The sequence below is a fragment of the Nocardiopsis metallicus genome, from assembly GCF_014201115.1.
GTDB classification, from domain to species: Bacteria; Actinomycetota; Actinomycetes; order Streptosporangiales; family Streptosporangiaceae; genus Nocardiopsis; species Nocardiopsis metallicus.
On record NZ_JACHDO010000001.1, the window covers coordinates 2,193,530 to 2,206,388 of the forward strand.

Below are 12,859 nucleotides of genomic sequence, written 5' to 3' on the forward strand. Positions count from 1 at the left end.
GAGTCCCGGAAGGGTTCCGCCCCAGAGCTGCGGCCGCGGCGGGGACCAGGGACATTATCCGATCTCATGGGTCCGACCTCCTCCCCCGCCGGACCCTGCCCGCGTATCGGGAAGGCCCCGGATGTCCCGAACGGTCAGGTGAGGAGCCCGCACTCGCAACGGCCGACCCCCTGCGCCGGTACCGCACACGAATCCCCGTTACTGGCGTGACCTGGCTGTTAGCATCGGCTCATGAGCTCACAGCCCTCGTCGCTCTTCGAGGAGGGGATGTCCGCGCTCGCCGAAGGCGACTGGGCGGCGGCCGCCCGTTCGCTCTCCGAGTTTCTCGGATCCCGGCCCGACCCGGCAGCCCATTTCGGGCTCGGCTCGGCCCTGTGGTGGACTGGCGACATCCGCCGGGCCCTGCACCACTGGACCACTGCCTACCAGGGGTTCCGTCGGGCGGGAGCGGCGCCGGAAGCGGTCATGGCCGCCATCCAGCTCTCGTTCGTCCACAGCGCCAACCTCGGCAACGAGACCGTGGCGGCGGGCTGGGTCCGACGGGCTGGCCGTCTAGCCTCGCAGGCCCGACTGCCGCTGCTCGACGGCTGGGTGGCCCTGGCCGAGTCAGTGTTCGCGGCCGACCCGGAACGCGCCGTCGAACTCGGCCGCCGAGCCCATGCAGTCGGTGTCGCCCACGGCGACGGCGACCTGGAGGTCTCGGCGCTGACCGCCGTCGGCCTGGCCCAGGTCAACGCCGGGAACACCGACGAGGGATGCGCCCTGCTCGACGAGGCGATGACCGCCGCGGTGGCGGGCGAGGCCGATTCGCCCGACACCGTCGTGTTCACGAGCTGTCTGATGATGCGGGCCTGTTGTTCGTGCGCCGACTTCGCCCGGGTGGTGCACTGGGTGCGGGCCCTCGACGACTTCATCGAACGTTTCGGCAACCCGTACCTGCACACGAGCTGCCGCACCCATTACGGCGAGGTGCTCGCCGCCACCGGCGACTGGGAACGGGCCGAGACCGAACTGCTGTGCGCCGTCGCACTCGCCTCCCACGGACTCCCCAAGGTCCGGGCCGACGCCGCCGCATGCCTGGCCGACCTGCGCATCACCCAGGGCAGGACGGACGAGGCCCGCGGGGTGATCCGCGGCTTCGAAGGCCTGCCGTCGCTGGCCGCGGTCACCGCACGGCTCCAGCTCCTGGACGGCGACCCCGCCGGAGCCGAGACCACCCTCGCCCGCGGGCTCGAACGACTCGGCTCCCAAGCCGCCCCCGGCGCCCGGCTGCGAGAACTTCTCGGACTGTGTCGCCTGGCCGCCGGGGACCCGCACACCGCCGCCGACCTCGGCCGCCAGATCACCGAGTTCGGGACTCGGACCGGTTGTGACATCGTGCGCTGCCGGGGCCAGCGCCTGCTCGGGATCGCCCTCAGTGCCGAACGCGACGGAGGGCCCGCCGACCCCGACGCCGCACGCGACCTCCTCGAGGCCGCCCTCGCCGGGTTCGTCGAACTCGACCTGCCCCTCGACGCGGCCAGCACCCGCATGGCCCTCGCCGAACACCTCGACTCCGTCGCGAACGCCCAGGCCACCGCCGAGGCCCGCTCGGCCCACGCGGTCTTCTCCGCTCTCGGGGCCGTCCCCGACGCCGACCGCGCGGCGAACTGGCTGCGGGTGCGAGGAGCGACCGTCGCGCGTGCGCGGGGGCGGTCGGGCCTGGCCGGTCTGACCCGACGCGAAACCGAGGTGCTCCGGCTCCTCGGCGAGGGCTTGTCGAACCCCGAGATCGCCGAGCGGCTCTTCGTCAGCCGCCGCACCGTCGAACACCACGTGGCCAACATCCTCTCCAAACTCGGCCTGCGCAACCGCGCCGAGGCAGCGGGGGTCGCCGTGCGGCACGGTGACGGCCTCGCGCCGAAATAGGTGAGCTCACGGATGTGACCGGGCCCGGCCCGGAGGATCCTCGTCCCTAATCCACAGACGGGGATGATCACGATGCCCCACACCGGAACACGACCGCTGAACGGCGTGAACGCACAAGTGCTGACAGACCTGTTCACGAGGGCGCACGCGGACGGCGAGCCCCTGCGGATCGAGCTGAGCACGCACCTGCGGTGGCGGGACGGGCTCGCGACCGAGGGGGCGGGCGCCACCTTGCGCCTGGACGGGCCGCGGGACCGGTCCCATCACGCGTTCCATACCGACCTGCCCGCACCACTCGCCGGTTCCGATACCGGCCCGGCCCCCACGGAGATGCTCCTCGCCGCCACCTCGGCCTGCGTGAGCGCCGCCCTGGTCGAGCTGGCCACCGCCGAGGGAATCCGGCTCGATCGCGTCGAGACCCACGCCTCGACCGCCCTGGACGCGCGCGGAGCGCTCGGCGTCGAAGGCGTCCCGGTCGGCCCCGGCGAGGTGACACTGCGGTTCGACATCGACGCCGACGCCGCCCCCGAACACCTCCAGACCCTGATCCGGGCCGCGGTGGCGGCCTCACCGACCGCCCAGGCCCTCATCCGACCCACCTCGATCCGAACGGAGCCGAACCGATGACCGCCACAGTACCCGCCCACTCCGCTCCCACCGCCGACACCGACCGCGCCCAAGCGTTCGCCGAGCGCATGGTCGAGGTCCTCAACGACGGGGCGCTCGCCCTGATGGCCGGCATCGGCCACCGCACCGGGCTGTTCGACACCATGGCGGGTCTGCCGCCCTCGACCAGCAGCCGGATCGCCGAGGCCTGCGGCCTGCAGGAACGGTACGTGCGTGAGTGGCTCGGCGCGATGACCACCGGCGGTGTCGTCGACCACGACCCCGCCACCGGCACCTTCCACCTGCCGGCCGAACACCACCTGCCGCTCACCCGCTCCGGAGGGGCGGCCAACGTGGCCAAGACCATGCAGATCCTGCCGCTGCTCGGCAACGTCAGCGCCGAGATCACCGAGCGGTTCGAGACCGGAGGGGGTGTCCACTACGCCGCTTTCGCCGACTTCCATCGCTTCATGGCCGAAGAGAGCGCGGCGGTGTTCGACAACGCCCTGATCGAGGTGATCCTGCCGCTGGCCCCGGAGTTGCCCGGTCGGCTGGCGGAGGGGATCGATGTCGCCGACATCGGCTGCGGGAGCGGCCACGCGGTCAACCTCATGGCCCAGGCCTTCCCCCGCAGCAGCTTCGTCGGCTACGACTTCTCCGAAGAGGGCATCGCCGCGGGCCGGGCCGAAGCCGACCGCCTCGGCCTCGCCAACGCCGACTTCCGGCTCGCCGACGTGGCAGAACTCGACGCTGCCGGGGCCTTCGACGCGGTCACCGCCTTCGATGCCGTCCACGACCAGGCCCACCCCGCGCGGGTGCTCGACAACATCAACCGGGCGCTGCGGCCGGGGGGACGCTTCCTCATGGTCGACATCAACGCCAGCAGCGACGTGGCCGACAACGTGGAGCACCCGCTCGGACCGTTCCTCTACACCGTGTCGACCATGCACTGCATGACCGTGTCGCTGGCACTGGGCGGCGACGGCCTCGGCACCGTGTGGGGCGAGCAGCTGGCCCGCACGATGCTGGCCGACGCGGGGTTCACGGACGTCGAGGTCACCACCCTCGACCAGGATCCGCTCAACAGCTACTACCTGGCCACCAAGCCCTGAGGCCCACCGTGCGCGCCGCCGTGATCGGCACCCGTGCCGCGCTGCTGAAGCAGGCGGCCCCGGACCGGACGCGGCGGTCGCCCGGCGTACCGGTCCTTCCCTTCCTGAGTAGCAACTTCTGGATTCACCACAGTTCATGAAAAGACTCGCGATACCGATCGCGACGCTTCTTCCTTCGGCAGGTTGACGCACATCGGGTGAATTAACAACGAAGGGAAGGTATCGAGATGGAGTACTCGACGACATCGGAAAAGAGGCGAGGCCGAAGCGTGACGATCGGGCCGTGCGGGCTCTACTAGGATCCTGGGATGCGCATGATCGATGTCGACAAGTATCCGGCCCAGGCGACACTCGGGTACCACAGGAGCCCCCCATCGTTTTCCTACAAGTGCAGGGAATTCCTGCAGAAAATGGAATTGAACCCGGACTCTGATTACTATCGATTCTCCACGAAGCTGGGCGCCTATCTTTTCCTGGACCGCATCGGTATCGCCCACGCCAAGGTGTACGGCGTGCTCTCGGGGATCGACAAGCTCACGCCCGGGCATCTGACCCGGATTCGTCAGGGGTCTGATCGCGTCTTCTGATCCGGCACTTCGCCCATGGTGTCCCTGGTCCGGGCAGGAACGAGCCCTCGCGTGACGCCGCGGTGCGCGCCGGGCTCCACGAACCCCGGAACTGCGTGCTCCCTCCTTCCTGCTGCTCGTCGGATCAGGTCCCGATCCTCAGGTGAGGGTCGGCAGAGCGGTCAACCGCTGCCAGCAGGTAGTGAACGCCTCCGCCCAGGGCCAGGACCGTTCGATACGCAGGAAGCGGCGGCGGGCGTGGCGGGCCAGACGGGCGGGCAGGTGGTAGATCCGAAACCGCATGCTCTCAGGCTCGGCATCCGCGAGGTCCTCCGCATCGTGCAGGGTGAGCAACCGCAGCCAGGCGTCCAGATCCGCGGCCAGGTTGGCCGCGAGCACCCACGCCTGGTTGACCTGCCAGGACGATGACGGCAACAACGCGAGCCCCATCGCCTTGTTCGTGCGCACCCGATCCTCGACCTCGGCGTGGTCTCGGTGCAGCGCGTCCAGAAACTGGGCCTGGTGGGAGCCCGGCACCCGATGCATCCGCTTGATGTTGGTCGCGCAGATGGCGTAGCGCCAACCGGTCTTCCTCTCCATGGCGGTGAGCTTGGCGGTGTGGCGGCGGGAGGGGCGTACCCGGCGGACGATGAGCCGCATCCCCTTGGGCCAGCCTTCGCGGGTGTTGAGCCCGGTCAGTTCGGCGACCTCATAGCCCTCTTGGAGGTCGCCTTTCTGGTCCACGGCGCTCTCCCACGCGCTCTCGGGGATCTTCGCGATCGCCTCCTCGTCCGCGGTGGTGATCTTCCACCCGACGGTGAAGCGCACCGTCCTGCGGCTGGTGTTCAGCTTCTCCAGGTACTCGAGGAGGTCGTGGGTGGCGCCGGCTCCGTCGATACGGACGAGGATCTTGGCCCGGGAAGAGCCGGGGACCTGATCCAGGGCCCAGGTGAGCACGTTGATGTGGTCGCTCGCGGTGTTGGCTCCGGCGTTGCCGGGGCGCAGCAGCATGGCCAGGCACTCGCCGGTGTTGGCGCACCAGGCGGCCAGGGGGTGGAACCCGAAACTGGACTTGAAGGTGGGTGCGGCCCCTTCCTTGTTGGAGGTGGTGGTGATGATCGTGGCGTCGGCGTCCAGCACGATCCATCCCTTCAGGGGTTTGCCCGCGACCTTCACTTGGGGGAACCCGCCGGGGCGCAGGTGCAGCAGCGTCCACACGTGGCGGCGGATCTGCCGCCGGGCCTTGGCGATCGCCGCCAGGGCCCTCTCGTCGAGGACGTTCAGGGCGCGGCGCAGGGTGGAGTCGGAAGTGGGTGGGCCGAACACGGGCCGGTGGTGCAGGCCCAGGCGTTCGGCTTCGGAGAGGTTGCGGGCGCCGAGCACGATGGCGATGACCAGGTGGACCAGGGTGGTGGCCCGGTCCCGCCAGCCGTTGGCGGTGCTGGTGGGCAAGGCTGTGGCGAGGGCCCGGGTGAGGCCGGTGCGGTCGGCGAGCTGGCGGAGCAGGACGGCTCCGGCATGCCCGACGAGGTTGGTGCTGTTGGCGGTCACGGACAGGCGGTGGTCCCAGGTAGGCTCGTGCACCAGAAAGGTGCTCCTGATTCTGCTGTGATGTTTCCTAGACAGTCACATCTTTGCAGGTAGGGGCACCTTTCGTGCTGTCAGGGGTCGGTCCTCCCAATTCCGCTGAATAGCCGGGGCTGAAGAACCCCGTGGTCGTCAAGCCCCTGGACGGATGCAGCGCTGTCGGTGTCATGGTGCTCAGGCCGGAGAAGAAGGGGTGGTACGACTCGATCGCCAAGCGGACCTGGACGTTCGACGAGATCGTGGCGCGCGGGCGCGACGCCTTGGACAAGCGCGGGTTCCCCGACGTCTGGCTACTGGAGGAACCGCTCATCGCGGACGGCAAGGTCCCGGACGACCTGAAGTTCTACACGTTCCAGGGGGACATCGCCCTGGTCCTGCAACGCCAGGGACGCCCTGGCCGTTCGGGCACCCTGGCCAGCTACCGGTGGTATGACGCCGACTGGAACCCGGTGGAGACCGGCAAACACGTCGAGAAGACCAACCTCGACCTGGTCCTGCCCGAGAAGAAGAAGGAGGAGCTCGCCGACGTCGCCCGACGGGTGTCCTCGGCCTCCCCCTACGCCTTCACGCGTGTGGACACCTTCTACACCGACGACGGTCCCAAGGTCGGTGAGGTGAACGCCTGGGTGGGCGCCTACGACCACTTCACCGACGAGTGGGACCAGCGCCTGGGCGCGGTGTGGGAGGCGGCCGAACTGCGGGTTCCGTCCCAGGTCAAGCCGATACCCAGAGGCGTCCCGGAAGGCGGTTACCCCCTCCCCTGGTGGCGGTCCTGAGCCCGCACGGCCGAGCGAAGCACATTCGCTGCTCAGGTTCTCTTCCACTCACCCCGGCCGCTGGTCTCGAACACCGCGTCAGGACCGGTGATCTTCCGCTTTCCGACAGTCCCCGGTGCACCGGCCCCTCAGGCCAGGACCGGGAACAGCGTTTCCAACTCCTCCCCGGTGGGCTCGGGCTCCTCACCGCGCGCAACCGCCCGGGCTGAACACCTACCGTGCCTCGGAGCCGGAAACGGACTCGCGCTGTCGGTGGTTACGGCTGGCGACGAGGCTGGCGACGGTGACCAGTAGCAGCAGGCTCACGACGACGCCCAGGGAGACCAGCTCGGGCGGGGAACTCACCGGCAGGTCCGTGGTGTGCTCGATGGCGTGCAGGATCAGGGTCACTCCGATGTAGCAGAGGATGAGCGCCAGACCCTTGTTCAGGTACACCAGGCGGGTGAGCAGACTACCGATGAGGAAGTAGAGCTGGCGCAGGCCCATCAGGGCGAAGGCGTTGGCGGTGAAGACCAGGTACGGCTCCTGGGTGATGCCGAAGATCGCCGGAATGGAGTCCAGGGCGAAGACGATGTCGGCCATGCCGATGGCGATGATCACCAACAGCATCGGGGTCAGGTGGCGCCGCCCACCGAGCAGGACGGTCAGCCGGGCACCGTGGTACCGGTCGGTGGTGGGCAGCACCCGCCGGACCGTACGCACCAGCGCGTTCTCCCTGTACTCGGCGTGCGCCACGTCGTGGTCGGCCGAGACGAGCAACTTGATCGCTGTGACCAGCAGGATCGCGCCGAACAGGTAGAACACCCCGACGTAGGCCTCCACCGCCGCCGCGCCCGCCACGATGAACAGGGCACGGAAGAACAGGGCCAGACCGATCCCGATGAGCAGGACCCGCTGCTGGTGTTCGGGCGGGACCTGGAAGGAGCCGATGATCAGGATGAGGATGAACAGGTTGTCGATGCTCAGCGAGTACTCGACGACCCAACCGGTGTAGAAGGCGATGCTGTGTTCGGCCCCCGCAGTGAAGGCCAGGGCCGCACCGAAGGCCACCGCCAGCAACGCGTAGAAGCTGACCCACAGGGCCGCTTCACGGGTCGAGGGCTTGCGTGGATTGCGTGCCACGATCACGAAGTCGACGCAGATGAGGCTGACGATCACGAGGACGGTCGTGACCCACAGCCACAGGGGGACGTTCACGGGGCTGAACTCCTCGGGGTGGGGGAACGGGCGGCCGCCGGGCTCACCCGGGGCGGCGGGCAGGGCGCGGGATGTACTCCTGTGTGACGTGCGCTGGCAACCTGGTCAATCCTGCCAGGCGGAGCCCGGCATTCGACTTCTGCCCATGCCGCCCGCGCCCCGAAACCGGAACCCGCACGGCGGCGCCGCTACGGAGCGGCCTTCCGTGCCCTGGGCGAGTTCGAACGCCGCGCCCGCGAGCTGTCGGCGCTGGCCGACAAGGCCGCCGAACTGACCAGCGAGGGCCTCATCTCAGGGGCCCTGGCCCCGGAGAAACACGTTTGAGGAAGCCGTGCCGCCCTCCGACGCGCCGGAGGGCGGCCTGATACCTGCGCCATACCTGAACTGTCCGGCCCGGTTCGAACCGAAGGGCCCCCGCTTTCGCCTTCGGGCCGGGCCCGCACCATGGGTGCGCGTTCACGGATGAGGGCGCGCGGCGGACCATGCCGCGCGTCACCGCCGCCTCACCCGAGGAGGAGCCAGATCCTAGGCCTGGGCCGGGCGGTCGGGCAGCGCACCGGTGATCCGCGACAGTTTGCCGTGCCGGTCGCTGACGTAGACCCGTCCGTTGGCCTCGTCCAACGCGAGACCGCAGACCGGGCCCAGGCCGCCCAGGACCACACGGCGAAGACCCTTGTCCTCGCCCTCGGCCACCACGACCTCGTGCAGACTGCCGGTCGAGTCGCAGACGTAGGCCAGAGCTCCGCCGTGCAGCGCCACGCGCACACTCCGTCCGAGATTGGTGGCCACCTCCCGCGGAGCCCCTCCCTGCGCGCCCAGGTCGATCTCGTACAGCCCGTAAGCATTCAGAAGGCGTTGGGGACTGCGGAGGGTAGATGGCCTTAGCTGGTCAGGCGGAGGCGGGGATGGGCGGCATCCACAACTGTCCGGTGAACGCCCGGCGCAGCGCTTCGAACGCGCTCACCCCGTGCTTGCGGGCCGAGTCGATGTAGGAACGCACCCCGAGCCAGGCCGCCGCCCCCTGACGGGACTGGTGGCAACCGGAGATCTTCACCTGGGTCTTGAGGGGTCTGAGCGCTCTTTCGGCGAGGTTGTTGGTGAAGGGCACCAGGTGGGGCCGGTCGGAGAAGCCCAACACCTGCTCGGCCCGCTCCCGCAGACGCTCGAGCAGGTTGCGGGCCGGTGATTGCTTCCTTCCTTGGGCCCGGGGATGGCAGGACAGCCCGACCGCGATGCCGTGGTGGAACAACTCCCCTTGGGCCAGGAGCACCCCGGCGGGGATGTGCTCGGCCTGGCCGCAGCGCACACGCCCCGCCTCGCGGGCCAAGGTGGCCAGCGCGGACCGGATCTGACGGTGCCAGTGCTGGCCGGGGTGGTCCTGTTCGGCAGCGGTGAGCTCGCGGATCAGGTGCGCCCCGCACAGCTGGTGGGCGCACGTGTAACCCGAGTACAAGGCCAAGGAGTCGTGCACCAGGGTGCCGGTAAAGCCCGGCAGTACCCCCAACGTGTTCGCCCCGGCTCGTGAACGCGGAGCTAGACCCAGCAGGGTCAGGTGCTCGTTGCAGGCCACATGCAACCAGCACCGTTGGTCCTTGATGCGGGTGGTGGTCTCATCGGCGTGCAGCACGTGGGCCAGGGTGAGCAACGCCCGGATCAGGTTGAGGCTGTCGCTGACCAGAGCATGGGCCTCGCCCAGTAGATGCGACACCCATCCGGTGGAGACCTTCGCGCCGGTCAGGTCGTTGATGAGCTGTGCGGTGCGCTCCACCGGGATGTGCTGGAACACGAGCAGGTAGACGGCCAGGGTGCGCAGGTGGGGGCCGTAGGAGGAAGGGGAGGCGGCCAGTTCCTGGGGCATCGCTGCTTGGGTGATGCTTCCGCACTGGCACGCGCAGGTGTGGGCGCGGTGCTCACTCACCTGCACCGTGACCAGGGGGATGTCGCGGACCTGACGGCGCTGGTAGCCAATGGAGGAGGCCGGGTCCAGCTCGGCGTGGCACCCGGTGCAGGTGGCGGGCAGATGGTCGTGGACCTGGTCGGGGTTTTCGACCATAGGCAGTCCGAAGCCTTCAGCGCCTGGTTGGCGTCCGCGTTTGCGGGCGCTCTTCTTGGCGGGTGCGCGTTCGGGCTTGTCGAACAGGTCCGAGGAGGGTGGCAGGGAGGAGTTGCCGGAGTTGCGTCCCAGGCGGCGTTCGAGCTGCGCGACCCGGGTGGTCAGACGCGCGTTGTCGGCTCGGAGCTGTTCGTTCTCGGCCTTGAGGCGGGTGATCTCTTCGGTCTGCTGGGCCAGGTGCTGGCGCAGGGCGGTGTTTTGTTCGTGGAGCACACCGATCAGCGCGAGCAGGTCCTCACGCGAGGCGGTCTCCAGTCCCGACGGCATGGTGGACATCGTGCCTGGTCCAGTGTCGCCCTGTCAGGCGAACCCAGCAACTGAATGCTTACTACAGCCCGCCGCGGTCGTACTGACCGACGTAGGCCCTGCCCGCGTTCAACGCGATCCCGGCGGCCAGCGGCACCTTCCAGGTGCGCTTGCGCTCGGCCGATCCGCCACTGAGGTCGAACTCGACCACCTCGCCCCGCGCGTGGTCGGAGGCGAAGAGCCTGTTACCCGGCAGGTCCAGCGCCAGGCCGTACACGCGGATACCCTCGGCGACCGCGACCGGAGGGGCGGTGTGGTCGGACAGGTCCACCGTGAACACGCGCCGACCGCCGTAGTCGGCGACGTAGGCCCTGTCCCCGGGCAGGTCCAGCGCCACGTCGTTGACTTCGCCGAGCTTGTCCAGGACCCAGTCCGTTTCGCCACTGGCGAGGTCCACCTTGTACAGCTTTCCGCTGTTGTACCGGTCGGTGACGTAGGCCTTCTGCGCCACCGGGTCCAACGCCAGGCCGTCGGCCGTCCCCAGGCCGGTGCGCACCTCGTCGGCGGCCGCCTTCGGGTTCCCGCGCTCCGCACCCTCTCCGTGCAGCGGATGGTCCTCCAACGTGAAGTGGAGTTTCTCGAGCTCGAAGACCTCGTGCACACCGGCGAGCGTGGAGACCAGTTCGGCTTCGCCCTTCTGCATGAACGGCCTGCCCTCGTCGTTCAGGTCAAAGGCCTTGCCCGTCGCACCGGACTCCCCGAGCTCCCACGGGACCACCTGTGAGTACTCCGGTTCCTTCGGTGCCGGTCCGCCCGGCCGGGTCTTCCCGACCTCCACCGGCTCGGGGTAGTAGAGAGCCACTCCCCCGCCGAAGGAGACCGGGTACTCGTAGTCGAACCTGCGCACCTGGCGCCGCTGCGTGGCCAGGACGTCGACCCGGCTGCCGACCTCCCCGCTCAACGTTGAGGAGGTCTTGAACGCGGTGGTCAGAGAACCGCTGACGGACCCGGTGATCCCCAGCATGAGCTGAGCGGACAGTTCCCCGGTTCCCGTCGCGCTGCTGGTGGCCGTCGTCGTGCTGGTCGACTGCGACTGGGACTCCATGTCGACGCCCTGGTTGTCCTTGCTGTTCTTCAGGGTGGTCTTCTGGGAGTTGTTCAGCGCCATGCTCTTCTGCAGCTGCTGCTGCAGCGAAGCGATGGCCTTGGCCCCGAAGGTGAGCTGAACCTGCCCCTGGAGTGACCAGTTGATGGTGTTGGAGACCGAGAACTCCACGGTGTGCGACCAGGTGGTGGGCTTGGGGTCCGTTCGGTTGACGTAGGTCTGCTTGGAGACCACGTCGGGCGGCGGCTGCACGATGTCGTTTCGTTCCTCGACGAGCGGCACGCCCACCGTCATGTAGGCCCGCCACCCGAGCTGGTGAGCCGTTTCCCGTGCGGTCGGGTATTCCCCGAACCTCCCCCTGTTCAGGGAGAACCCGGTGGGGTACACGAACCGGTCCGAACCGTCAGGCGCTTTCCTCTCGGCCTTCGCCTTCAGCCTTTCCCTGTTCCGCTCCAGGAGCCCCGGCGCCTTCTCGTCGATTTCGAGTTCCTTCAGGTTCCTCCCGGTCAGCGGATGCCGCATGAACCGCTCACCGAGGTAAGCGGTACTCACGTTGTTCTTGATGGCGCCGGACATGAACATCTACCTCCTTGAAGAGTGGAGATCAATCATCTGTCTATTCCGTGGAACGGTTCCCGCCCTGACCCGATCGGACATTCCGCATCGCCAAGAAACCCGACGGTCCTGTTTTCTCGGGTCGGGGCCCATGAGGGGAAAGATTCCTGCGGGTGCACATCCGGTCCGCGGAAAAGGCCGCGGAACCGCCTTCACCCTTCGGTGAAACCGTTGTCAGTCCTCCTGAGGTTCCCGGTTGACTTCTGGTTGGCCTTTTTCAGGTTCGCCCGCTCCTCATCGCTGATCTCGGGGCGGTCCTCGTCCCTGATCTCCACCTCCACCCCCTTGAATGCCTCGTCCTTGGCCGAGGACGCCATCGAGGTGGTTGATTCGGGGTCTTCGCTGGTCCCGCGCTGCTCGGCGGCGGCGGTCCGGGTGTTCCTGAACATCGGGGAGATGAAGCTGCCCATGACGTTGAGCGCTTCAGGCGACGTCTCGCGGATGATCTTGGGGTCGCGCTCGGCCTCGGGGATCCCCTCGGCGAGCTCCGGGTCGATCCCCTCCCGTTCGGGCCGCGCCCCCGGGATCCTTTCATACACCGCGCGGGCCGATTCCTCCGCGGATCCGGCTTCGTTCTCGCTGTTGTCGAAGATGTTCTTGAAGGACATGCATTCTCCGTAGGTCGACAGTTGGCCCGGCAGTTCCGGGTGTGGCTGATGGTTTCTTGCTCTTCGACGGCTCACGAGGAGCGGCCGCCCATAACAGCCCTGATTCCGTTCGATGTCATACCCAGCCCCGACCCGAATGCTTTCTGGCAGGGCCCGGATCTTTTACCGCCCCTGGCCTTCTCTGCACCCTGACTCGGGGAACGGACCGTCGCCCTCCCGCAAAAGGCGTGCGGCGCCAGAGGTCGAAAGAGTTCTCCCAGCTCCCCTGGAGGCGTTTCGGCTCAGATCCAGGGAAAGGCGGGTCTGACCCTGAAAGGGCCTGGATCGAACGGACCCCGGAAACCATCGAAACCGTTCACCCCAGCCACCGGGGCACCACTTACCCGGCACCGGGGGGAGGCGTGAATTCCAGGATGGCAA

Annotated in this window: 11 protein-coding genes; 5 read left to right on the forward strand and 6 right to left on the reverse strand. The window is 68.4% G+C overall.

Translation table 11 applies throughout. From position 1 onward, the window contains the following. The first annotated feature begins 231 nt into the window (after positions 1–231). The 4 genes from HNR07_RS09445 (at position 232) to HNR07_RS09460 (ending at position 4,213) form a co-directional block, all read left to right on the forward strand. Positions 232–1,908, forward strand: a complete 1,677-nt coding sequence (locus HNR07_RS09445; RefSeq protein ID WP_184364428.1) for a helix-turn-helix transcriptional regulator — start codon at positions 232–234, stop codon at positions 1,906–1,908. A gap of 63 nt (positions 1,909–1,971) precedes the next feature. Then, complete coding sequence (locus tag HNR07_RS09450) at positions 1,972–2,535, forward strand: OsmC family protein (RefSeq protein WP_184364429.1); 564 nt, start codon at positions 1,972–1,974, stop codon at positions 2,533–2,535. Continuing rightward, positions 2,532–3,626, forward strand: coding sequence for a class I SAM-dependent methyltransferase (locus HNR07_RS09455; protein WP_184364431.1), 1,095 nt, complete (start codon positions 2,532–2,534; stop codon positions 3,624–3,626). Before HNR07_RS09450 ends, HNR07_RS09455 begins: the two co-directional genes overlap by 4 nt. A gap of 308 nt (positions 3,627–3,934) precedes the next feature. Continuing rightward, entirely contained in the window at positions 3,935–4,213 is a 279-nt protein-coding gene (locus tag HNR07_RS09460) for a hypothetical protein (RefSeq protein ID WP_184364432.1), read from the forward strand. A gap of 138 nt (positions 4,214–4,351) precedes the next feature. Here the strand turns inward: HNR07_RS09460 and HNR07_RS09465 are convergent, their stop codons facing one another. After that, positions 4,352–5,776: an IS1380 family transposase gene (locus HNR07_RS09465; RefSeq protein WP_312893591.1), complete on the reverse strand. Its 1,425-nt coding sequence runs from the start codon at positions 5,774–5,776 to the stop codon at positions 4,352–4,354. Positions 5,777–5,904: 128 nt separating this feature from the next. On the opposite strand from HNR07_RS09465, the gene HNR07_RS09470 reads away from it, so the two are divergent. Next, positions 5,905–6,555, forward strand: coding sequence for an ATP-grasp fold amidoligase family protein (locus HNR07_RS09470; RefSeq protein WP_184364433.1), 651 nt, complete (start codon positions 5,905–5,907; stop codon positions 6,553–6,555). A 213-nt stretch (positions 6,556–6,768) separates the two neighbouring features. On the opposite strand, the gene HNR07_RS09475 is transcribed toward HNR07_RS09470, so the two are convergent. The 5 genes from HNR07_RS09475 to HNR07_RS09495 all read right to left on the reverse strand — a co-directional run bounded on the left by HNR07_RS09475 (position 6,769) and on the right by HNR07_RS09495 (position 12,439). After that, positions 6,769–7,752, reverse strand: coding sequence for a TerC/Alx family metal homeostasis membrane protein (locus tag HNR07_RS09475; RefSeq protein ID WP_184364435.1), 984 nt, complete (start codon positions 7,750–7,752; stop codon positions 6,769–6,771). Positions 7,753–8,277: 525 nt separating this feature from the next. Further along, positions 8,278–8,541, reverse strand: coding sequence for an NHL repeat-containing protein (locus HNR07_RS09480; protein WP_246420209.1), 264 nt, complete (start codon positions 8,539–8,541; stop codon positions 8,278–8,280). Between the two features lie 100 nt (positions 8,542–8,641). After that, on the reverse strand, positions 8,642–10,141 hold the full coding sequence (gene tnpC, locus HNR07_RS09485) for an IS66 family transposase (RefSeq protein ID WP_221318653.1): 1,500 nt from the start codon (positions 10,139–10,141) through the stop codon (positions 8,642–8,644). A 52-nt stretch (positions 10,142–10,193) separates the two neighbouring features. Next, on the reverse strand, positions 10,194–11,792 hold the full coding sequence (locus tag HNR07_RS09490) for a YncE family protein (protein ID WP_246420211.1): 1,599 nt from the start codon (positions 11,790–11,792) through the stop codon (positions 10,194–10,196). A gap of 191 nt (positions 11,793–11,983) precedes the next feature. Continuing rightward, entirely contained in the window at positions 11,984–12,439 is a 456-nt protein-coding gene (locus HNR07_RS09495; RefSeq protein ID WP_184364436.1) for a hypothetical protein, read from the reverse strand. Positions 12,440–12,859 lie beyond the last annotated feature (420 nt).

What these genes read in the sequence shown, in the direction of transcription:
- HNR07_RS09445 (WP_184364428.1), top strand. Translation starts at nt 232, where the DNA reads ATGAGCTCACAGCCCTCGTCGCTCTTCGAGGAGGGGATGTCCGCGCTC.
- HNR07_RS09450 (WP_184364429.1), top strand. Translation starts at nt 1,972, where the DNA reads ATGATCACGATGCCCCACACCGGAACACGACCGCTGAACGGCGTGAAC.
- HNR07_RS09455 (WP_184364431.1), top strand. Translation starts at nt 2,532, where the DNA reads ATGACCGCCACAGTACCCGCCCACTCCGCTCCCACCGCCGACACCGAC.
- HNR07_RS09460 (WP_184364432.1), top strand. Translation starts at nt 3,935, where the DNA reads ATGCGCATGATCGATGTCGACAAGTATCCGGCCCAGGCGACACTCGGG.
- tnpC (WP_221318653.1), bottom strand. Translation starts at nt 10,141, where the DNA reads ATGTCCACCATGCCGTCGGGACTGGAGACCGCCTCGCGTGAGGACCTG.
- HNR07_RS09490 (WP_246420211.1), bottom strand. Translation starts at nt 11,792, where the DNA reads ATGTCCGGCGCCATCAAGAACAACGTGAGTACCGCTTACCTCGGTGAG.
- HNR07_RS09495 (WP_184364436.1), bottom strand. Translation starts at nt 12,439, where the DNA reads ATGTCCTTCAAGAACATCTTCGACAACAGCGAGAACGAAGCCGGATCC.